The sequence below is a fragment of the Agromyces albus genome, from assembly GCF_030815405.1.
GTDB classification, from domain to species: Bacteria; Actinomycetota; Actinomycetes; order Actinomycetales; family Microbacteriaceae; genus Agromyces; species Agromyces albus_A.
In genome coordinates this window covers 3,718,618-3,740,314 of the sequence record NZ_JAUSWX010000001.1, presented here as the reverse complement: position 1 = coordinate 3,740,314, position 21,697 = coordinate 3,718,618, and the positions used below count along the sequence as shown (strand labels likewise).

The window sequence follows — 21,697 nt, the reverse complement described above, 5'->3', positions numbered from 1 at the left end:
GGGGGTCATCTCAGCTGGATCGCGATGTTTCCGTCGGGCTTGATCACGGCGGTGAGTGCCAGCGTGAACGGCCGATCTTCTTCGAGGGTGTAGAAGTCACCGTCGAAGAGGGACTGCGCCTCGACGGTCATGTGTGCGACCCCTTCGGTGGGCGGCATCTCGAACGACGACTCGCCCGGCGTGAGCGTCACGACGGGTATCGAGACCAGGCTCCACTGCGGTTCGCTCACGACACGGTCGTCGATCTCGATGCCGAAGGGGCAGTCGGTGGGCTGCAGCACCGGTTGGTCGGCGCACGCCTGAAGGAACTCGTCGACCTTGACCTGCACGCGATCGACGAACTCGGCGGTCGGCTGGGCGTCGACGACGACCGACGTGCGCACCGACGCCTCGGCTTGCACCGCGACGTGCGGGGCGTCGAGCAACGTCGAGTCGTAGTGGAACTCGTAGGCCGCAGGTGCCATCGCGAGGTAAGGGGTGACCTGCGTGAACGCGGCGAGCTCCTCGCCGGACTTCGCCGCTCGCGTGTCGAGCGACAGCGAGCCGACGGTGAAGAGCGGGTTGTGGGCGGCGGTCACGTCGATGACGGCGAGCGGGCTGACCGCGAACTCCCACCGATCGAGGAAACCGTAGAGCGGGTCGATGGGTCGCACGTCGAAGGTGGACTCGATGATCGCGGCCTCGAGCCGATAGCTCGCCGTGACCGAGTGGGAGCCATCGGGGAGCGTTTCGTCGTTCAGGATGCGCACGTCTTCGGGGCCGGCCTCGATGACCCCCGAACGCAGCATCGCGGTGGAGATGTTCGCGGGCAAACCGAGCTCTTCGAGCTCGGCCTCGTCGAGCGCGACCCCGGGAGTGGTCGACGCGGTCGCGATGTCGTCGTCGGCGATCGCCTCGAGATAGCGTTCGACGAAGCTCGAGGCGCCGTAGATCGTCTGGTTCAGACCGCCGAGGGCCGCGAGGAAGGCGCCGGCGAGGAGCACCGCGAGCCCTGCCCATGCGGCGACGGCCAGCGGTGACACCCGTCCGCCACGCACGCGAGAGCTCCCCACCCGCACAGTCTATGCGGGGTCGCAGATCGAGCCCGCGATATCCCCAGGCCCGGAGATCGCACACCGGAGCGGGGTTACAGTGGGATCGCGCCCGCGCAAGGGCGCACTCGCCGCGCGGCGCCGACTCGCGGCATCCGCCAGCTCTTCGGAAAGAACCGTCGTGCAGAACGTGACCCTCTCCCGCGAACAGGCCGCGGTGTTCCAAGCCATCGAGGGCACCCGCGAGCACGTGTTCGTCACCGGGCGTGCCGGCACCGGCAAGTCGACGCTGCTCAACCACTTGAACTGGAACACGAGCAAGCAGATCGTCATCTGCGCGCCCACGGGGGTCGCCGCGCTCAATGTCGGCGGTCAGACCATCCATTCGCTGTTCCGGCTGCCGATCGGGGTCGTCGCCGATCACGCCATCGACCAGAACGACGCGGTGCGCAAGATCCTCAACGCGATGGACACGCTCGTCATCGATGAAGTGTCGATGGTGAACGCCGACCTGATGGACGCGATGGACCGCTCGCTGCGCCAGGCGAGGCAGCGCCCCCATGAGCCGTTCGGCGGAGTACAGGTCGTGCTCTTCGGCGACCCCTACCAACTCGCCCCCGTGCCGGGCGACGGCGATGAGCGCGCCTACTTCGCCGACACCTACGAGTCGATGTGGTTCTTCGATGCCAAGGTCTGGCGCGAGGCCGACCTGAGGATCTTCGAGCTCGGCGAGATCCACCGCCAGCACGACGACGAGTTCAAGCTCATGCTGAATGCCGTGCGACATGGCATGGTGACCGCCGAGATCGCGGGCGTGCTCAACAGCATCGGCGCGCGGCGGCCGCTGCCCGAGCACGGCGCCATCACGCTGGCGACTCGCAACGACACGGTGAACCGCATCAATGCGACGCAGCTTCACCGCTTGCCCGGCACCTCGCAGGCGAATGAGGCCGACGTGAACGGCGACTTCGGCGGCAGGGCGTTCCCCGCCGACGAGCGGCTCGAGCTGAAGATCGGCGCGCAGGTGATGTTCCTCCGCAACGACAACGCCATCGGTCCCGACGGCCAGCGCTGGGTGAACGGCACGATCGGCACGGTGACGCACCTCAAGCGCGCCGTGCGCGTCGAGATCGACGGCGACGAGCACGAGGTCGAACAGGTCACGTGGGAGAAGTTCAAGTACACGTGGGATCCCACTCGCAAGAAGCTCGAGCGGCAGGTCGTCGCCGAGTTCACGCAATTCCCGCTGCGCCTCGCCTGGGCGGTCACGATCCACAAGTCGCAGGGCGCAAGCTACGACGCGGCGATCGTCGACCTCGGCCAACGCGTCTTCAGTCCCGGCCAGACCTACGTCGCCCTCAGCCGGCTCACCTCGCTCGAGGGCCTGTACCTGTCGCGGCCGCTGCGTCCGAGCGACATCATCGTCGACCGAAACGTCGAGCGCTTCATGGCCGGGGCGTCGCGGGAGATCGGCGCCGCGTTGCGCCCCAGCCCGGGCGCATAGCGCGTCTCCCCTACGGCATCGGCCCCGGCCGACGAGCATCGCGGCGGGTCCCGGGGATGGAGTCGGGACGCATCGCTGCGTATCCTCGTAGGATGCCGTGCCCCCCGAACGGGGTGGCGCAGCGACGACGAGGCGAGGTGAGCACGTGTCCGACTGGGAGCAGCGCCACGAGCCGATGCGTCGACCCCGCGGTCGTCGTGCTGCGCCGCCGGCGGCTGAGACGGTAGTTGCAGGTGGTCGCCGAGCGCGGCGCGCGGCAGCCGCGACCCCGGTTGCGGCATCCGTCGAATCGCGCATCCTGGCCGCAGCCGCGTGGCTGTTCGAACGCCGCGCGCGCGTGCTGATCTCCGCCGTCTCGGTTGCGACGGTCGCGATGATCGGCGGCGCGCTGGCGTTCATCCCCTTCGCGGGCGCACCGCGGCCCGACGGTGGGGCGGCGACGATCGTCGACACCGGCCGCCCGACGCCGAGCGATCCGACGACGCCGAGCAGCTCTGCGCCGGTCGTCGCGAGTCCGGGGCCGCGGCCATCGCCCGGTCCGACGAGTCCGACGAGCCCGACACCGCGGCCCGAAGCGCCGGCGGCTCCGGTGACCGAGGCGCCCGTCGTGCCGCCGGCCGGCCCGGGAGCAGCCGAGCCACCGCAACCTGGCACCGCACCCGCCCCGGCGAGCCCGGCCGAGACTCCGAGCGCCCCCGATCGGGCCGACGAATGCGACGAGCCGGACGGACTCCTCGGCCTGCTCTTCGGGCCGCCGTGTCCATGACGTCTCATTCGAAGCGAGGCGGCTGAGAGAGCAGCAGACGGCGTCAGCGCGCCCGGTGGCGCCCGAGCGCGCTCGTCGGCGCCCGTCTGGAATCCGACGATCCGCACGCGCGTGCGACGGTCCGAATCCGCCTTCGCGGGCTAGAATCGAATCGGACACGCAGCTAGGGGGCTAGGTGGCTGACCGCCTGGGGAAACGGCGGCGATGGAGCGCTTTCGTCGCCGTCTTTGCAGCGACGCTCGCGGTCTCCGGGTGCACCGGAGGAACCGCAGACCCCGAGGCGCGGTTCGACCAGGTCGACGCGGCGTTCAGCGACGAGGTGACCGGCAAACTCGCGGCGGTGCTCGACGAGGCCGTCGCGCTCAGCGGGTCGAGTGGCGCGATCGCTGGGGTCTGGGCACCATGGGCCGGCGAATGGTCGAGCGCGTCGGGTGCCCTCGATTTCACCGATGGCGCGCCTGCTGCGACATCCGACACCCGGTTCCGCATCGGCACGCTCACGACGGAGATCACCTGCACCATCCTGCTGCGGCTCGTCGACATCGGCGAGGTCGCACTCGACGATGAGGTGAGCGACTACGTCAGGTGGATACCCGACCTCGACGGTGTCACCCTCGAGCAGCTCTGCCGGCACACATCGGGGCTCGCCGACTACTACCCGTTGCTCCGCAGCCACTTCGTGTCGAACCCCGAACGCGTGTGGCCGCCGAATGAGCTCGTGTCGAACGCGCTCGCGATGAGCCGCGTCGGCGAGCCGGGCGAGCAGTGGGCGCACTCGCGCTCCGGCATCGTGTTGCTCGGCATGGCGCTCGAACGAGCGACCAACCGCTCGTGGGCCGACCTCGCAAAGCAGTACGTCTTCGACCCGCTCCAACTCGAGAGCACCGGCATCCCCGCGCCGAATGACACCGAGCACAGCGGCCTGCTCGGCTCGTATTCGGCGGCGATCCTGCCGGACGGCAACGTCGACTGCGCCGTGCTCCTCGACGATTCGTCGCAATCGAGCTCGATGGGCGGCGTCGCGGCCGGCGCCGTCTCGAATCTCGAGGACATGCGAAAGCTCAGCGAGGCGTTCGCGACGGGAGTCCTCCTCGACGAGGACACCATCCGCCGGCAATGGAGCCCGACCCCGATGGGCGCCGAGTCGCCCGCGTGGCAGGCGTGGGGCCTCGGTGGCGGCCAGTACGGTTCGTTGCGCGGCACCGCCGGCGAGACCGCCGGCGCATTGACGGCAGCGTTCACCGATCCCGAGACCGGCCTCACCGTCGTGGTCGCGCTCAACAACTCGTCGTCGGGGGCCGACTTCGTGCGCGAGGTCGCGTTCGCCCTGGCATCGATCGCGTCGAAGGCCGAGGCGCAGGCCGACCGTGAGCGCCCCCTTGTCGAGCTGCCGTGGTCGATCGAGCAGGCGACCGAGAACATGCGCGCGCTCGCGAAGTGCCCACGAGCGCCGGAAGCGGCGCCAGCGGAAGGCTGATCCGCACCGGAGCGAAGGAGGCGAGTCATGGGCAAGCTCATCTGCAGCGGCATCATGTCGCTCGACGGGTACATCGCCGACGATCAAGGGGACTTCAGCTGGGCTGCACCCGACGAGGAGGTGCACACGTTCATCAACGAGCTCGAGCGGCCGGTCGGCACCTACCTGTACGGACGCCGCATGTACGAGGTGATGCGCTACTGGGAGACCGCCGACGAAGCGCCCGAGCAGCCCGAGGTCGAGCGCGAGTACACGGCGCTGTGGAAAGCCGCCGACAAGATCGTCTACTCGTCGACGCTCGACCAAGTGACCACACCCCGCACCCGCCTCGAGCGGCAGTTCGACCCCGAGGCGCTGCAGCGGATGAAGGCGGTATCGGAACGCGATCTCACGATTTCGGGCCCGAACCTCGCGGCGCACGCGATCCGGGCCGGACTCGTCGACGAGTTCCGGATGTTCCTGAGCCCGGTCTTCGTCGGTGGAGGCACGCGATTCCTGCCCGATGGAGTGCACGTGCGCCTCGAGCGGATCGAGGAGCGACCGTTCGACAACGGGTTCGTCTTCCTGCGCTATGGCATTCGCGAGGGCGATTTCGCCTGACCACTGCTGGTGAGCGCTGACTGGTGAGCACCGACAGATGACCGGCGCCCGCCGACCGCACTCGTTCAGATCAGCTCGGCTCCACGATCACGCAACCCGTCAGCGAGTCGTGGATCGAGCTCGGCAGCGGGATCGACGACGATGCCCGCGGTCTCGTCGAACTCGAGCACCGGGTACGCCGACGCGACCCCGAGCTTCTCGGCGCTCGCGAGGATGTAGGACTCGGATGCCTGTTCGGCGAGGGCGCGCTTGGTGGCGGCATCGTCGAGGTCGCCAGTTGTGAGCCCGGCGTCGGGATGCACGCCGGTCACGCCCAGGAAGCAGACATCGGCCCTGACTCGCCGGATCGCCTCGGCGGCGAGCGGCCCGCTCGTCACCATCGAGTGCCGCGAGAGCCGGCCGCCGATCAGCACGATCTCGACGAGCGGATGCTCCGCCAGCGCGATCGCGACGGTGGGACTCGGCGTGATGATGGTGACCTCGAGGTCGGCGGGCAGCAGTCGCGCCATCGCGAGGGTCGTCGTGCCGGCGTCGAGGATCGCGCTCGTGCCCGGACGGATGAGCGCCAGCGCCGCGCGCGCGACCCGCTCCTTGCTCTCGGTCGCGAGCGAGAGCCGATCGCCGTACGGCCTGATCGCGGCCGAGACCGGGAGTGCCCCGCCGTACACCCGCTGGCACAGCCCGGCTTCGGCCAGGGCGCGCAGGTCGCGTCGGATGCTGTCTTCCGAGATGCCGAGCGCGGTGGCCACGTCTTTCGCGACGACGCGCCCATCGGCCGCGAGGATCGCGAGCAGATGATCTCGACGTTGGGCACTCAGCATCCGTACTCCTTCGTGGTGTTGCACGATTGTGCACGGTTAACGCTACGCTACCCGACATGGAAACTCCACTGCTCATTCTCATCGCCGGCCCGTACCGTTCGGGAACGAACGGCGACTCCGACGCCATCGCCCGCAACCTGGCACGACTCGAGGAGGCCGCCTGGCCGATCTTCCGTCGAGGGCACGTGCCGATGATCGGCGAGTGGGTCGCGCTGCCGGTGCTCCGCGGCGTCGAGGAGGCCGCGCAGGCCGACGGCGGCGGCGACGTCATGTACGAGACGGCTGCGCGGTTGCTCGAGCACTGCGATGCCGTGCTGCGACTGCCGGGGGAGTCGAGCGGCGCCGACACGGATGTCGCGATCGCCCGTCGGCGCGGCATCCCCGTGTACTTCGATCTCGAGGAGATCCCGCAGCGCGCGTGAGCCGGGAGGCGACGCTCAGCGGAAGCCCTCCGCTTGCGTGCGCTCCTCGGCGACGCGAACGCCGTAGTAGTACGCGAGCTTGCCGCCGAGCCATCCTGAGACACCGATGATCGCAAGTCCGATGACGGTGAGCACGAGGCCGACGACGCTGACCTCGTCGTGATCGGATGCCGCGCGCACGAAGTAGTTCACGGCGAACAGCACGGTGGCGGTGAGGTTCAGCGTCATGTGGATCACGGCGGTTCGCTTCGCGGGAGTCCGGGCAGGGATGACCGAGAAGTCGAGGAATCCGAACACCGCCGCGACAAGCGCCCCGATGACGCCGATGGCGATCAGCACCTGCGCGCCGAGTGCGAAGGGCGTCGGGTCATCCACGATCAGGCCGATGCCGTCGAACACGACGCTCGCGATCCAGGTGCCGATCGGGATGGTGACGAGGATCGGATGGAAGGGATGGCCGTACGGCCCGGCCAGCACAGTGCGCGGATGCTTGGCCAGATGGAGTCGAGTGAAGTCGTCCACGATTCCCCCTTCGTTCGAGCGCCGTTCGGCGGACGAGGAGTACTTGCGCGTTCCACAACCCGGTCGTGCTCTTCAATTGTCCACGGGGTGGCTCAGCCCTTGTCAAGGGGCCGCGGCGTGGACGCCCGCGGCGTAGCGTGCATGTCGTCCGGCTGGATGGACGGAGGCTGTCGCGCATGAACGGTTCATCACACGTCATCGTCATCACCGGTGCGTCATCCGGTATCGGCCGCGAGACGGCGCTCGAATTCGGACGCCGGGGCGCGCGTGTCGTGGCTGCCGCGCGCAATCACGAGGCGTTGGAGACGCTTGCCGCCGAGATACGCCGGATCGGCGGTGAGGCCCTGCCCGTCGTCACCGACGTGAGCGACTTCGACCAGGTGGCCGCGCTTGCGAAGCACGCCGCCGAGCGTTTCGGTCGCATCGACACGTGGGTGAACAACGCCGCCGTCTCCACGTACGGCACCGTCGAGCAGATGGAGGCCGAAGAACTCCATCGAGTCGTCGAGGTCAATCTGATGGGCCAGATCTACGGCATGAAAGCTGCACTTCCCTACCTTCGCGAGTCCGGCGGATGCCTCATCAACGTCTCCTCCGCGCTCGCCGAACGTGCGATCCCGCTGCAGGCCGCCTACTGCGCGGCCAAGCATGGCGTCGACGGCTTCGGGGAAGCCCTTCGGATGGAGCTGCGGGCCGCAGGATCGTCTGTCCGGGTGGTGGACGTGCTGCCGTCGTCGATCAACACTCCGTTGTTCACCCACGCTCGCTCCAAGATCGGGGTGAAGCCCAAGCCGGTGGGGCGGATCTACGAGCCGTCCGTGGTCGCCGAGGCGATCGTGATGGCGGCAGACCATCCGGTGCGTGAGGTCTATGCGGGTTTCGCCGGCCGATTGCTCACGATCGGCCAGCGCATCAGCCCTCGGCTCACCGACTGGTACTTGAGCGGACCGGGTGACGCCGTCGCCGGCCAGCGCACCGATCGTCCCGATGAGGGCGTCGACAATCTCTTCACCCCGAGCACGGGGCCGGGCAGCACGACCGGCGAGTTCGGACAGCGATCGAAGTCCACGAGTGTCTACACGAGGGTCTTCGCGCCGCATCCGGCCGCCACCCGCGCCGCCGTCATGGTCGGCTTCACCATGGCGGCGGTCATGCTTCGTCGCGCCCGGTGGTCGCCGATGAACCGGGTTCGGGATCTCCGAGTCCGGCCAGACCTGCTTTATGTGTCGAGCGGATGGAACGTGCTGATCACCGACGTGCACGGCGCCGTCGCCGGCGTCGACCCGGAGGGGTTCTACGCTCGCAATACCCGCGTGCTCAGCCGGGAACGCATCACCGTGAACGGTCAGGAGCCGAGGGCGTTCAGCACGGCCAAGGTGGGCGCGCACGCGCAGCTCTCGTACGCGAGACTCGTCGACGGCGACACCCTGCCGCGCCGCGGCGCCTACCTGATGCTGGATCGATTCCTCGGCGAGGGCCTTCGCACCCGGATTCGGGTACGGAGCTACTCCGACGTCGAGCACCGCTTCCAGCTGCGCATCGAGCTCGATGCCGATTTCGCCGACACCGAGGAAGCCGAGCGAGGGCAACGACGCCAGCGCGGCGCGGTGAGCCGGGCGTGGGATGCCGAGCGCAAGACCTTGCGGCTCGACTATGAGCATGAGGGCCTCGAGCTGGCCGTTGAGACCACCGTCGAGACATCCGTCGCCGTTGCAGACCAGGATGGCGTGCTCACCCTCGAGCTTGCGGTCGCCCCCGGCGACACCACCGTTCTCGACCTGGTGACGGAACCGCTCATCGACGGCACCAGATACCGCGCGCCACCGGCCACGTACGCCGAACCGGACGATCCGGCTGCGCAGGCCCGCACCGTACTGTGGAACGAATTGGCCACGCTGCGGTCCACCAACATCGATGTCGCCACCGCGTGGCAGACGGCCGTGGGCGATCTGTCCTGCTTGCCCCTCGGCGAGCCGCCCGGCCCCGCCGCACCCATCGCAGGACTGCCCGTCTACCAGCAGATCTTCGGTCGCGACACGCTCACCACGAGCTGGCAGGCGTTGCTGGCCGGTCCGACCATGCTGCGCGATTCGCTGCTGCTCAACGCGGCACACATCGGACGGCGCATCGACGACTGGCGCGACGAGGAGCCGGGGAAGATGTTGCACCAGGCGCGACACGGCCCGCTGTCGAAGCTCGGTCTCGATCCGTTCACCGGCTACTACGGCGACATGTCCACGACGCCCGACTTCCTCATCTTCCTCGGCCAGTACCTCGCGTGGACCGGCGACCTCGACACCGTCCGCCGGTTGCTCCCGGTGGCGCGGCAGGCACTCCAATGGCTCGCCCGCTACGCAGACCCCGATGGCGACGGATTCATCGAGTACGAGACGCGATCCGAGGGCGGCGTCAAGAACCAGGGCTGGAAGGACTCGGACACCGCGATCGTCGATGAACGTGGGCACGTCGTCGACAATCCGCTTGCCACGAGCGAGCTGCAGGGCTATCACTATGCCGCGCTTCGCTACGGCGCACTGGCCTTCGGCGCCGCAGGAGACCGTGCATATGCCGTCGACCTGACCGCTCGTGCCGCCCGCCTCCGACGCCGGTTCCACGACGAGTACTGGATGCCCGAGCACGGATGCTACGCACTGGCGCTCGGCCCCGACAAGCAGCAGGTGAGATCGGTCAACTCGAACGACGGCCAACTGCTGGCCACCGGCATCGTCCCCACCCGGTTTGCGCCGACCGTCGCGCGACGGCTCCTGGCGCCCGACATGTTCAGCGGCTGGGGAATCCGAACGCTCTCGGCGGACCACCCTGCATACGACCCGTTCAGCTATCACCGGGGCAGCGTGTGGCCCGTTGAGGCCGGCACGTGCGCCCTCGGCCTGGCACGATACGGATGCTGGGACCAGCTGCACCTCCTCGCCGAAGCCACGTTCGGCGCGGCCGCGCTGTTCGAGGGGCACCGCCTGCCCGAGGTGATCTCCGGTCTCCCGCGGGACGATGCGCATCCGTACCCCGGCGTCTATCCATACGCGTGCTCGCCGCAGGCCTGGTCGGCCAGCGCGATCGTCGCCCTCGTGCAGGCCTTGCTCATGATGCGGCCGGTGGTGACCTTGCGGACCCTCCTCGTCGACCCGCACCTGCCGCCCTGGCTCCCCGACCTCACCCTCGAGGGCCTTCGGCTCGGAAGCTCCACCTTCGACCTGATCGTGCGACGTGACCGTCGTGGCGGCGCCGTCGTGAAGGCTCGCGGCGATCGCATCGGGGTCGTCCACCAGCCGACCATGCAGGCGCGGCGTACCCACCTCGGCATCCATATTCCGCCGTCGGCATAGGCATTGGCGGAGTCTCGATCATTGTGGATGATCAGATCGCGTGGAGTCTCGCTGTCCTATGCTCTCTGGTCATGGCTGAAATTGAGGGCGCACTCCCCCGCTCAAACCTCCGCCGCATGCCCTCATCCCGTTCGGTCCCCGGCAAGGGCATCAATGCCGACGCCTTCCCAGCGGTGCTCCTTGCAGCCCAGTCGGGTGCGTCGTGGGCGTGCACGAATCTGTGGGTCGACCATGCCCCAGCGGTCACCGCCTTCCTCAGGGCTCGCGGGTCGTACGAGCCCGAAGACCTGACGAGCGAGGTGTTCCTCGCGGTCTTCGACCAGCTCGACCGCTTCCGCGGAGGCGAGGCGGAATTCCGCACGTTCGTGTTCACGATCGCGTATCGGCGGCTCGTCGACGAGCTGCGCAAGCGGTCGAAGCGCGGCCACGACGTCGAGTGGAGCGACGAGCTCGACGCGCGTCGAAGCCCCAGCGCAGAGCACGAGGCGATCGAGAATCTCACGGATGCCTCGGCGCGAGCGGTGCTCGACGGGCTCCCGCCCGACCAGCGAAATGTCATGGTGTTGCGCATCGTCGCCGACCTCACCGTCGAGCAGGTTGCCGAGATCCTCGGCAAGCGCCCGGGCGCCGTGAAGGCGCTGCAGCGACGCGCGCTCCAGTCACTTCGAAAAAAGTTCTCCGCAGGGCGTACCCCTACGGCGGCATCCGGCGATAGCAGGGAGTGAGATGAGAGACCACCGGATCACAGACGAAGAGGCTTCGGCCGTGCTGCGCGGGGAGACCCCCGAGGCACGCCAAGACCTCGTCGCTGTGGCAGACGCCGTTTCGATGTTCCGGCAGGCCTCTTACGAGGCGCCCCCTCAGCCATCGGCTGCGTTGGCGCTTCGCCTCGACCTCGAGAGGGTGGAGAGGATCTCAACTTCTGCAGACGGAATGACCGCATCGACTTCGGTGCTGGCGCCTGTGGCGTCGACGCCGAGAACAAGGAGAAGAAGAGTGTCTTTGAGTGGATTTGTCGGCCTCGGCCTGGCAGCGAAGATCGCAATCGGCGCGAGTGCCGCGGCGGCAGTGGGTATCACCGGCACCGGCGTGGCCGGCGCCACCGGCGTGCTGCCCACCGCAGCCCAGGAGGTCTTCAACGAGGTCACCGGGCAGGTTCCGGCCGAGCTGGTGACCGACTCGGGCGTCGACACGAAGGTCGACGTGAAGACTTCGCAGGAGGTCAAGCTCGACGCCGAGGTGCAGGCCGAGCTCGACGAGGAAGCCGCGCTGAAGGCCGCTGAAGACGCGGTTCAGAGCGGACTCGGCACGGTTGAGGAGCAGCGCCAGGCTGCGCTCGATGCTGCCGAGGAGCTGGGCCAGACCGGCGTCGAGAAGGTCGAAGAACTGGGCCAGACCGGCCTCGAGACCGTCGAAGGAGTCGGCGGCGCCGTCGACCTCGGGGGCGACGCCGGCGTCGACGTCGGAGCTGGAGTCGAGGGCCACTGACCCGCGCCTGACGCACTCGAGAACGGACCCTCGCCGATCGGCGGGGGTCCGTTCTCGCATTGAGCACGGCCGACCTCACCAACCCCGCGGAGAGTCCTCATCCATGCGCCGCAGCGACCTCGGCCGCCGATCGAGGTGGATGCCGGCGATCATGCAGCGGACGGAGCCGCCGGCGAGTTCGATCGTCTCGACGTCAACGGCGAGGATCCGGCAGCTCCGCTCGATGATCTCGCGCTGGGCGGTGGTGAGGCTCGCCTCAGCCCGGCGAGACATCGCGAGAATCCGCCCGCGCGAGCCGCGAAGCTCGATCGCATTGCCGGCGAACTCGTGCACCTGGCCCGCGCTGAGCACGACGACCTCCCGGCCCGAGTCGGCAAGGCGGCTCGCAACCTCCTCCCGGCGCTCTGCCGGAGTGATCAGGTCGAGTCCGACCAGGGCGAAATCGGTCGCGACGGCCATCATCACATTCGTGTGATAGATCGGCACGCCGTGCTCGTCGACCGCGTCGAACAGCATCGGCTCGTACTCGAAGTCCGCGCAGAACCGCTCGAACGCGACCGGGTCGGCCCGATGCGACCGCGCCACGTAGGCGATTCTGTTGACGTGGTCGAGCACCATTGCGCCGGTGCCCTCGAGGAAGATGCCGTCGCGTTCGAGTCCGGAGTAGTCCACCACCTCGCCGACGACGTACTCGCGCTCAAGGAACTCGATGACGTCCCACCGTCGCTCGGCTCGTCGATTCGGGGTGAACATCGGATACGTCGCGACGCGACCGTCGGGATGCGTCGAGAACCAGTTGTTCGGGAACACGCTGTCGGGGCGACTGCCATCGGGGTCCTCGAAGAGGTGCACGCCGACGCCGGCGCTCTCGAGCGCCGCGGCCGCGGCCGTCACCTCGTTATAAGCGGCGAGTGCGATCTCCTCATCGCTACGGCCGGGATCGAGCGACTGGAAGGCGTTGTCGACGGCAGTCTCGGGGTTCGGCCGGAATCGGTGCGGGCGGATGAGCACGACCGCGCTCGGCGCCTGAACGCTCAACGACGTGCCTCCTCTGCTCGTTGCTCTCACGGTACGAGTGCGCGATATGCAGCGGCAATGTGCTGAGTGCGTCATTTCGCCCAGTCAAATGTGCAGAAGTGAAGCGGGTGTTATACGGTCTGATCATGGCGATCCCGCTCGATGACCTTGACCGGCGTCTCCTGGCGGCCTTACGGGCCGATGCCCGGGAGCCGATCGCCAGTCTTGCCCGCAAACTCGACGTGACGCGGGCCACCGTGAACAGCCGGATCGATCGGCTCATCGCCTCGGGTGTCATCGTCGGGTTCTCCGCGGTGATCCGTGAGCAGGACGACCTCGACTCGGTGCGGGCGATCGCGCTCATCGAGGTCGAGGGGCGCACCACGACCGACGTCATCCGCCACCTACGGGGCATCCCCGAGATTCGCTCGCTGCACACCACGAACGGCAGCTGGGACCTCGTGGCGGAGATCCAGACCGACAGTCTCGGGAACTTCGACCGGGTGCTCGGCGCGATCCGGTCGATCCACGGCGTGCAGAACAGCGAGACGAGCCTGCTGCTCAGCTCGGTGATGCTCTGAGTCGTGGAGCGCGGATGCATCTACGCGAGTAGCGTGCTGGTTGCAAACGGCCGGTTCTTCTCAGTGGATCGCGGACACCGAGAAGTTGTCACGAGTAGACAAGGGTGTCAGAATGACCAAGTCCATCGTCACAGGGCATCCATGAGCAATCGCTCCTCGAAAGGCTTCACATGATCTCCATCGGAGTGGTGGGAGCTGGGCAATTCGCCGCCCAGTTCGCCACGCTGTTCAAGATGCACCCCGACGTGAGCGCCGTCATGGTGACGGATCTGCTGCCCGAGAGGGCAACGGAGCTGGTGGACCGTGAAGAGTTGGACGGCACGGTTGCCGACTTCGAGGCACTTCTTGCCTCCGACGTCGATGCGATCGCGCTCTTCACTCAGCGCTGGACGCACGGACCGCTCGTCGTCCAGGCGCTTCGTGCCGGCAAGCATGTGTACTCGGCTGTCCCGATGGCGATCTCTCAAGAGGAGATCTCGGCGATCATCGACGCGGTACGCGAGACCGGTCTGACCTACATGATGGGCGAGACCAGTCACTACAACCCGGCCACCGTCTTCGCGAGGAAGAAGGTCGCCGAGGGAGCTTTCGGCCGCATCTTCTATGCCGAGGGTGACTATGTCCACGACATGGACCTGGGGTTCTACTCCGCCTACCAGTACAGCGGCGGTGCCGAGTGGAAGAAGACCGCCAGCTACCCGCCGATGCTCTATCCCACCCACTCGGTCGGTGGGGTGCTGGGTGCGATCCCGGGCCATGCGGTGAGTGTCAGCTGCATCGGAGTCCGAGACGACCGCAACGACGGAGTCTTCGACAAGGAGATCAGCCAGTTCGACAACGACTTCTCGAACGCCAGCGCCCTGTTCGAGCTCGACAACGGCGGCGTCATGCGCATCAACGAGATGCGGCGCGTGGGCTACCCCTCGCAGATCAGGGAGTCCCGGTTCCGGTACTTCGGCACCGAGGCCAGTTTCGAGCAGCTTGCCACGGTCAGCGTGTGGCAAGACAAGCACGATGTCTTCGACATCAGCGACCAGATCGAGACCAAGCCGACGATGTCCCTCGACGACCCCTCGCTTGCAAACGTCGCACCCGAATTGCGGGAGGCGTTCGTGTCGGGCTACGCCGAAGTCCACGACGTCGATCGACTCCCCGAGGTTTATCACGGCGTTCCGAGTGGGCACGAAGGCAGCCACCACTTCCTCGTCGACGACTTCGTTCGTGCCGTCGTCGATCGAACCCTTCCTCCCGTGAACGCGTGGGTGGCTGCCCGGTACACGCTGCCCGGCATCATCGCGCACCAGTCCGCTCTCCAGGGCGGCGCTCGCCTCGAGATCCCCGATTTCGGGGATGCCCCAGCCTCGGCTGACGCGTCGAATACACTCGACCGACAAGCAAGCTGAGAGGTATGTGAAGCCGTGACCAACGGTGCATCGTCGCACGAGCGAGTCACGCGCTCCGACGTTGCCCGCTATGCCGGGGTGAGCACCGCTGTCGTCAGCTACGTGGTCAACGAAGGACCGCGGCCGGTCGCCGCCGCCACAGCAGAACGCGTCCGCAACGCGATCCGCGTGCTCGGCTACCGTCCCAATGTCAGCGCGCGAGCCCTCCGAACCGGAAGCACACGGCTTCTCGGGTTCATCTTTCCCGAGATCGACAACCCGCTGTGGGCGGAATTCGCGCTCGCCGTGGGGGACGCGGCGGCCAAACGCGGCTTCGATCTGATCCTCGCCAACAGTGAGGGCGATGCGACCGTCGAGCGGCAGCACATCCTCAACATGGCAGCACGGCAGGTCGACGGCATCATCATCACGAGCGTCTTGGCGCGCCCGGATGTCGCAGCTCTTCCCGATACCGGGATACCCACGATTCTGCTGAATACGTTCCGCGAGGTGCACACCTTCAACAGCGTCGGCGTCGACGCATTCAAGGGAGCTTATGAGGGCGTGCAGCACCTGATAGGCCACGGTCACACCACGATCGGTCTCATCATCGGTGGCAGCGGCGGCGCCGACATCGAGCTCCGAGAGGCAGCCTGGCTCCAGGCCATTCGAGATGCGGGCCTGCCTGACGGGCCGATCGCTCGCGACGCGTTTTCCCGTGCGGGTGGCTACCGGGCCGGCCTTCGACTCTTCGCCGGTCCCAACTGGCCGAGTGCCGTCTTCGTCAGCTCCGATCTGCAGGCCATCGGCCTGTACCGCGCGCTCTACGAGTCGGGACTCTCCGTGCCGGGCGACGTCGCGGTGGTCGCCTTCGACGGCACGAAGGAATCCGAGTTCACCAATCCCCAACTCACGGTCGTGCAGCAACCGGTGCAGGAGATGGCCGCCACCGCCGTCGAGCAGGTCCTCGACAAAGAGGTCGATGCCCCCCGGCGTCTCGTGCAGCCGGCGACGCTGGTGATTCGTCAGTCATGCGGGTGCGAGTAACCCCGCCTCGCGGCATCCGCTGCCATCAGGGACGTGACGACGCGTTCGGAACGACGGAACCGACCGATCTCATTCGTCGCTGGTCGACTCGCGTTCGATGATGCGGAACGGCGACTGCAGCTCGCGCGGTGGAACGTCGTCGGTGGTGGCGCCGCCGATACGCTCGAGCAGCAGATCGACCGCCATCGAAGCGATCTCAGAACGACCCGGGTCGACGGTCGAGAGGCTCGGTCGCGAAAAGCGTCCATCGTCGACGTTGTCGAATCCGATGAGCGCGACGTCGGTCGGCACGTCGATGCCATCTTCCTGCAGCACCCGCAGGGCGCCGAGCGCGAGTTCGTCGTTCATGGCGAACAGCGCATCGAATGGCTCGCCCCGCGCGAGCAGTTCGCGCATCGCCTTGGCGCCGTTGCTGCGGTGCCAGAGGTCGACCTCCACGACGAGCTCGTCGCGCAGCTCGATGCCGTGCTCCTGGAGCGCCTGCACGTAACCCTCGTAGCGGAGAACGGCGGAACCGAGGCGTGCATCGAGATGCGCGCCGATGACGGCAACCCGCTCACGCCCCAGCTTCAACAGGCTCGCAGTCGCCGCCGCGCCCGCCTCGACATTGCGCATGGTCACGCGGTCGGCGTTCGCGCCGGGCAGCCGCTCGCCGAGCAGGACGAGCGGCGAGCGGATGTCGAGGAGCTCGGTGTCCTCCTCCGTCATGCCGAACGGGCTGAAGATGAGCCCATCGGTGAGCTGTCGTCGCGGGCCGCGCAGGAGCTCGAGTTCACGGGCACGGTCGCCGCCACGCGTCTGCTCGATGAGGACGACGAGGTCGCGTCGCTCGGCCTCCTCGATCACTGCATCTGCGAGTTGCGCGAAGTAGGCGAGTGACAGCTCGGGGATGGCGAGGCCGATGACGCCCGTTCGACCGGAGCGCAGGCTGCGGGCGGACAGGTTGGGTCGGTAGTCGAGCTGGGCGATCGAGGCGAGCACCCGCTCGCGCGTCGCCGCGCTGACCCTGCCGAGCCCGTTCACGACGTTCGAGACGGTCTTGATGGAGACGCCGGCGTGATGTGCGACATCGTGCAGCGTCGTACTCACTCGTCCTCCGATCTCGTTCGACACCACGCAAGCGTACAACGTTGTATCTACCGCTTGACACTGGAGCCGGGTTGGGTTTAGATGCTGGTACAACGTTTACCTTACAACGTTTACCCATCGCCCGTAACGCAGGGCGCCCCCCAACCCGACGACGTCGAGCGGGATGACGACGACGTCACCACAGAAAGGCAACTTCGATGAGGAAGACGGCAACGGCACTACTTGCCGCGGTGTCGGCCGGGGCGCTTGCCCTGACCGGATGCGCCCCGGCTCAGCCCGCTTCAGATGGTCCGACGACGATCACCTTCTGGCACGGCTACACGGAAGCCGATGGCGACGTGCTCGAGCAGATCGTCGACGACTTCAACGCCTCGCAGGAAGAGGTGGTCGTCGAGACCGAGGTGAAGACCTGGGATGTCATCGACGACACGCTCCTTCCCGCACTCTCGGCAGAGGAAGGTCCCGAGATCGTCGCGATGCCCGCCGAGCGCATGCCCGTCTACGCCGACAAGGGCGCGTTCGTCGACCTCGGCGAGCTCTACGCCGACGACGAGAACGTCGCCGAGATCGTGCCCGCTGCGATCGACATGGTGACGGCAGATGGCACCCAGTTCGGCGTGCCGACCGGGTTCGTGCCCCTCTCGGTGTTCTACAACCGCACGCTGTTCGACGCCGCCGGGATCACTGAATTCCCCGCCACGTGGGACGAATGGGTGACCGTCGCCACGCAGCTCACCGTTGACGAGAACGGTGACGGCACTCCCGAGCAGTACGGGCTCGCCCTTCCCGACCACGCCACCGTCGCGAACGGTCTCTGGCCGAGCCTCTTCTACGGTGGCGGCGGCGACCTCGTCGCCGACGGCGAGGCCGTCATCGACTCGCCCGAGAACGTGGCCACGCTCGAGTACTGGTCATCCGCCGTCGCGACGAGCAAGATCTCCCCGACCGGGCTCGACGGCATCGGTGCCGACGAGCTGTTCAGCTCGGGCAAGGCGGCGATGCATGTGGGCGGACCGTGGATGGCGTCGATCTCCGAGGCGAGCGGCATCGACTACGGCATCGCCGCGATCCCGGCCGGCCCAGCGGCGCAGGCGGCGAGCGCGATCGGCGTCGGCATGGGCATCACCGCGCAGGCCGACGACGCCCAGGTCGAAGGCGCCGAAGCGTTCTTCTCCTACTTCTTCAGCGAGGAGGTCGCGACGGAGTGGTCGCTCGGCTCGGGATGGCCGCCGCTGCGCGGAGACATCCCCGCCTCCGCGGTCGAGTCGAACCCCGTCGTCGCGTCGCTCACCGAGATCGCCGAGACCGGCCGCCCGCTGCTGCCGGGCGTGACGGCGAGCGTGGACGTGCTGTCCGCCATGGACACGGCGACGCAGAAAGCGCTCGCGGGCGATGACCCAGGCACGCTGCTGGCGGACGCACAAGCCGAGATCGAGGCCGCACTGGCCGACTGAGCGTTCGGCATCCCGGGTGGGGGCGGCAACCCCGCGCCAGCCCCCACCCGATCGGAACGGAGAACCATGTCCACCACCCTGCACAAGCCGGCGGCGCGATACCGGCCGCCCGCCCCGCTCGGCGGCCGTGGCGCCGGCCCCCGGCGCTCCCGGAGCAGCCTGCTCGCGCTGCTGTTCCTCGCGCCGGCGCTCGTTCTGCTCGGGGCCTTCGTCGCCTGGCCGATGCTCTCGGCGTTCCGGCTCTCGTTCACCGACTCGAGCGGATTCGGCCGTGAGAGCTGGGTCGGCTTCGAGAACTATGCGACGGTCTTCACCGACCCGGCGGTGCTCCGGGCGCTCGGCAACACCGGGCTCTACGCCACGCTGTTCACGCCCACCGCGGTGATCGTGGCGCTCGCGCTCGCGCTTGCCCTGAATCATCCGCGCCTGCCGTTGCGCGGCGCATTCCGCACGGCGCTGTTCCTGCCGTTCGTGGTGTCGCTCGCGGTGGCGGCGTTCGCCTGGTCGTACCTGCTCGATCCGCAGATCGGGTTGCTCAACTACTGGCTGCGCGGTGCCGGGCTCCAGCTCGGCAACGTGCTGCAGGACCCTGCGCTCGCGATGCCGACCGTCGCCCTCGTGGCGGTCTGGAAGAACTTCGGCTTCTACATGGTCATCTTCCTCGCGGGCCTTCAGGAGATCCCGGCAAGCCTGCGAGAGGCCGCCGTCGTCGACGGTGCGAACGCCTGGCAGCGGTTCGTGCACATCACCCTGCCGATGCTGAGCAACACCTTCGCCTTCGTGCTCATCATCGCCCTCATCGCCGCGCTACAGGCCTTCGACCAGATCTACGTCATGACGGGCGGCGGTCCGTTCGGATCCACCCAGACGATCGTCATGGAGATCTACGAGTCGGGCTTCCGCGAACTCGAGCTCGGCTTCGCCTCGGCGCTGTCGTATGTGCTGCTGGCGATCACGCTGCTCCTGAGTCTCGTGCAGTTCGTCTTCTTCGGCCGTCGAGAGCAGGACACCCAATGACCGCGACCGATCTCCGTCGCCCGCGTCGCGTGCGCGCGGCATCCGTCATCCTCGGGCTCGGCATGCTGCTCGCGGCCGCGGCCGCACTCCTTCCGATCGCCATCATCCTCTTCACGGCGTTCAAGCCCATCGCCGAGGTGAACGCCTACCCGCCGACGCTCGTGCCAGGTGAGTGGACGCTCGAGAACTTCGCGCGCATCTTCGACGAACTGCCCTTCGCCCGGCTGATCGTGAACAGCGTGGTCTTCGCCGGCGGAGTCACCCTCTTCGCGCTCGTGTTCGACTCGCTCGCCGCCTACGCGCTCGCCCGGATCGACTTCCGCGGCAGCCGGGTGCTCCTGATCGCGATCATCGCGAGCCTCATGATCCCCTTCCAGGCGACGCTGATTCCGATATACCAGCTCGTCGCCGACCTCGGGTGGGTCAACACGTTCGCCGGACTGATCGCACCTCGCGCGGCCGACGCCTTCGGCATCTTCTTCCTGCGGCAGTTCTTCCTCTCGCTGCCACGCGACCTCGACAACGCGGCGCGGATCGATGGCGCGAGTGAGTTCCGGATCTTCCGCAGTGTCATCCTGCCCAATGCGGTCCCCGCCCTGCTCACCCTCGGCATCTTCACGTTCGTCAACAACTGGAATGACCTGTTGTGGCCGCTCGTGTTCACGACCGACGCCGAGATGGGCACCATCACCTCGGGGCTCACGTTGCTGACGGGGCCCGGCGGGATCATCCCGCAGGGCGTGATGATGGCGGGCTCGCTCATCGCGGTGCTGCCGCTCGCGGTGATGTTCTTGATGATCCAGCGACGCTTCATCGAGAGCGTCGCGACGACGGGAATGAAGTAAGTGACGACGAAAGCTCAGTGGTGGAATGACGGCCGGCTGCACTTCGGTGCGGGCATCGAGAACACGTTCGTGCCGCAGGAACGGGCGGGGGAGCGGCCGATCGACGAGTACGAGCTCACCGAGCACTACGACCGGTGGCACGACGATCTCGCGCTCGCGAAGTCGGTCGGTGCTGAGTTCCTCCGATGGGGCATCCCGTGGCATCGGGTCAGCCCGGCGCCGGGCATCTGGGATTGGGATTGGACCGACCGCGTCATGGCGCGCTTCGGCGAGCTCGGTGTGCGCCCGATCGTCGACCTGCTGCACTACGGCACGCCGCTCTGGCTCGAAGACCAGTTCCTGAATCCCGACTACTCGAAGCACGTCGCCGAGTTCGCGACGCGAGCGGCCGAGCGGTATTCGGATGTCGCGACCGACTGGACGCCCGTCAACGAGCCGATGATCCACGCGCTGTTCTGCGGCGAGTACGGCTACTGGCCACCGTATGGACGCGGGCCGGCCGGGCTGGTGGCCATGTCGGCGGCGCTCGCGCGGGGCTTCGTGGAGACGCAGCGCGGCATTGCCGACGTGCAATCCGATGCCACGTTCGTCCACGTCGATGCCTCGCTGCGCTACGTCGGCGACATCGATGCGCCGGAACATCGCGCGGAGGCACGGCGACTCAGTGAACAGGCGTTCCTCGTGGAGGATCTCGTGACGGGGCGCGTCGGCGACGAGCATCCCCTCGCACCGTTGCTCGCCGGGCACGGCGTCGGCGATGACGAGCTCGCCTGGTTCGCCGACCACGCGGTCAGGCCAGATGTCATGGGCGTGAACTACTACCCGCGGCATTCCACCGAGGTCTTCGAGGCGGGCGTCCATCACAGCGGAGGGTTCGCCGATCCGCGGCCGACGCGCGACGACGGCACCGCGGGGCTGACCGAGATGCTCCGCATGTACGCCGACCGATATGGCGCGCCCGTGATGGTCACCGAGACGTGTTTGACCGGAAGCCCTGCCGAACGAATCGAGTGGCTGGAGTCGTCGCTCGCCGCGATCGAGGGCATTCGCTCGAGCGGCGTCGACGTCGTGGGCTACACGTGGTGGCCCCTGTTCGACATGATCGAGTGGACCTACCGCCATTCGACCGAGCCACCCATGGCGCACCGACTCACGATGGGTCTCTTCGACCTAGCCGAGACGCAGACCGGCCTCGAACGACGCCGCAATGCCGTCGCCGCCCGATTCGAAGCGCATGCGCGCGCCGCGCGCCTGCCTCCCCGTGTGAGGGAGACAGGCGCGCTTCAGTAG

20 protein-coding genes are annotated in these 21,697 nt (G+C 67.7%); 15 read left to right on the top strand and 5 right to left on the bottom strand.

Annotation, left to right across the window (positions count from 1 at the left end):
• Positions 1 to 5: 5 nt before the first annotated feature.
• Positions 6 to 1,052: a hypothetical protein gene (locus QFZ29_RS17690; RefSeq protein WP_306895549.1), complete on the bottom strand. Its 1,047-nt coding sequence runs from the start codon at positions 1,050 to 1,052 to the stop codon at positions 6 to 8.
• A 160-nt stretch (positions 1,053 to 1,212) separates the two neighbouring features.
• Between QFZ29_RS17690 and QFZ29_RS17685 the strand changes: the two genes are divergently transcribed.
• The 4 genes from QFZ29_RS17685 (at position 1,213) to QFZ29_RS17670 (ending at position 5,378) form a co-directional block, all read left to right on the top strand.
• On the top strand, positions 1,213 to 2,535 hold the full coding sequence (locus tag QFZ29_RS17685; protein WP_306895547.1) for an ATP-dependent DNA helicase: 1,323 nt from the start codon (positions 1,213 to 1,215) through the stop codon (positions 2,533 to 2,535).
• A 145-nt stretch (positions 2,536 to 2,680) separates the two neighbouring features.
• Positions 2,681 to 3,301, top strand: a complete 621-nt coding sequence (locus QFZ29_RS17680) for a hypothetical protein (protein ID WP_306895544.1) — start codon at positions 2,681 to 2,683, stop codon at positions 3,299 to 3,301.
• 175 nt (positions 3,302 to 3,476) lie between these two features.
• Entirely contained in the window at positions 3,477 to 4,778 is a 1,302-nt protein-coding gene (locus QFZ29_RS17675) for a serine hydrolase domain-containing protein (RefSeq protein ID WP_306895542.1), read from the top strand.
• 27 nt (positions 4,779 to 4,805) lie between these two features.
• Complete coding sequence (locus QFZ29_RS17670; RefSeq protein ID WP_306895540.1) at positions 4,806 to 5,378, top strand: dihydrofolate reductase family protein; 573 nt, start codon at positions 4,806 to 4,808, stop codon at positions 5,376 to 5,378.
• Between the two features lie 65 nt (positions 5,379 to 5,443).
• On the opposite strand, the gene QFZ29_RS17665 is transcribed toward QFZ29_RS17670, so the two are convergent.
• A complete protein-coding gene (locus tag QFZ29_RS17665; protein WP_306895539.1) occupies positions 5,444 to 6,199 on the bottom strand; it encodes a DeoR/GlpR family DNA-binding transcription regulator in 756 nt (251 codons plus the stop codon).
• A 56-nt stretch (positions 6,200 to 6,255) separates the two neighbouring features.
• On the opposite strand from QFZ29_RS17665, the gene QFZ29_RS17660 reads away from it, so the two are divergent.
• Entirely contained in the window at positions 6,256 to 6,621 is a 366-nt protein-coding gene (locus QFZ29_RS17660) for a DUF4406 domain-containing protein (protein ID WP_306895537.1), read from the top strand.
• 15 nt (positions 6,622 to 6,636) lie between these two features.
• On the opposite strand, the gene QFZ29_RS17655 is transcribed toward QFZ29_RS17660, so the two are convergent.
• On the bottom strand, positions 6,637 to 7,143 hold the full coding sequence (locus QFZ29_RS17655; RefSeq protein WP_306895535.1) for a DUF2231 domain-containing protein: 507 nt from the start codon (positions 7,141 to 7,143) through the stop codon (positions 6,637 to 6,639).
• 176 nt (positions 7,144 to 7,319) lie between these two features.
• Between QFZ29_RS17655 and QFZ29_RS17650 the strand changes: the two genes are divergently transcribed.
• From QFZ29_RS17650 to QFZ29_RS17640, 3 genes are all read left to right on the top strand, one after another.
• Positions 7,320 to 10,487: an SDR family oxidoreductase gene (locus tag QFZ29_RS17650; protein WP_306895533.1), complete on the top strand. Its 3,168-nt coding sequence runs from the start codon at positions 7,320 to 7,322 to the stop codon at positions 10,485 to 10,487.
• Positions 10,488 to 10,603: 116 nt separating this feature from the next.
• Positions 10,604 to 11,212, top strand: coding sequence for an RNA polymerase sigma factor (locus QFZ29_RS17645; protein ID WP_306895531.1), 609 nt, complete (start codon positions 10,604 to 10,606; stop codon positions 11,210 to 11,212).
• Between the two features lie 271 nt (positions 11,213 to 11,483).
• Positions 11,484 to 11,975, top strand: coding sequence for a hypothetical protein (locus QFZ29_RS17640; RefSeq protein ID WP_306895528.1), 492 nt, complete (start codon positions 11,484 to 11,486; stop codon positions 11,973 to 11,975).
• A gap of 75 nt (positions 11,976 to 12,050) precedes the next feature.
• Here QFZ29_RS17640 and ctlX read toward each other — a convergent pair whose 3' ends face one another.
• Positions 12,051 to 13,013, bottom strand: coding sequence for a citrulline utilization hydrolase CtlX (gene ctlX, locus QFZ29_RS17635; RefSeq protein WP_306895526.1), 963 nt, complete (start codon positions 13,011 to 13,013; stop codon positions 12,051 to 12,053).
• A 125-nt stretch (positions 13,014 to 13,138) separates the two neighbouring features.
• On the opposite strand from ctlX, the gene QFZ29_RS17630 reads away from it, so the two are divergent.
• The 3 genes from QFZ29_RS17630 (at position 13,139) to QFZ29_RS17620 (ending at position 16,002) form a co-directional block, all read left to right on the top strand.
• On the top strand, positions 13,139 to 13,573 hold the full coding sequence (locus tag QFZ29_RS17630; protein ID WP_306895524.1) for an Lrp/AsnC family transcriptional regulator: 435 nt from the start codon (positions 13,139 to 13,141) through the stop codon (positions 13,571 to 13,573).
• Between the two features lie 170 nt (positions 13,574 to 13,743).
• Positions 13,744 to 14,976 (top strand): Gfo/Idh/MocA family protein, encoded by a 1,233-nt coding sequence (locus tag QFZ29_RS17625; RefSeq protein WP_306895522.1) that lies wholly within the window; start codon positions 13,744 to 13,746, stop codon positions 14,974 to 14,976.
• A gap of 15 nt (positions 14,977 to 14,991) precedes the next feature.
• Entirely contained in the window at positions 14,992 to 16,002 is a 1,011-nt protein-coding gene (locus QFZ29_RS17620; RefSeq protein WP_306895521.1) for a LacI family DNA-binding transcriptional regulator, read from the top strand.
• Between the two features lie 69 nt (positions 16,003 to 16,071).
• On the opposite strand, the gene QFZ29_RS17615 is transcribed toward QFZ29_RS17620, so the two are convergent.
• A complete protein-coding gene (locus QFZ29_RS17615) occupies positions 16,072 to 17,115 on the bottom strand; it encodes a LacI family DNA-binding transcriptional regulator (RefSeq protein WP_306895519.1) in 1,044 nt (347 codons plus the stop codon).
• Positions 17,116 to 17,288: 173 nt separating this feature from the next.
• On the opposite strand from QFZ29_RS17615, the gene QFZ29_RS17610 reads away from it, so the two are divergent.
• The 4 genes from QFZ29_RS17610 to QFZ29_RS17595 all read left to right on the top strand — a co-directional run bounded on the left by QFZ29_RS17610 (position 17,289) and on the right by QFZ29_RS17595 (position 21,697).
• Positions 17,289 to 18,545 (top strand): extracellular solute-binding protein, encoded by a 1,257-nt coding sequence (locus tag QFZ29_RS17610; RefSeq protein WP_306895518.1) that lies wholly within the window; start codon positions 17,289 to 17,291, stop codon positions 18,543 to 18,545.
• 66 nt (positions 18,546 to 18,611) lie between these two features.
• A complete protein-coding gene (locus tag QFZ29_RS17605) occupies positions 18,612 to 19,562 on the top strand; it encodes a carbohydrate ABC transporter permease (protein ID WP_306895517.1) in 951 nt (316 codons plus the stop codon).
• Entirely contained in the window at positions 19,559 to 20,407 is an 849-nt protein-coding gene (locus QFZ29_RS17600) for a carbohydrate ABC transporter permease (RefSeq protein ID WP_306895515.1), read from the top strand. Before QFZ29_RS17605 ends, QFZ29_RS17600 begins: the two co-directional genes overlap by 4 nt.
• Entirely contained in the window at positions 20,408 to 21,697 is a 1,290-nt protein-coding gene (locus tag QFZ29_RS17595) for a family 1 glycosylhydrolase (RefSeq protein WP_306895513.1), read from the top strand.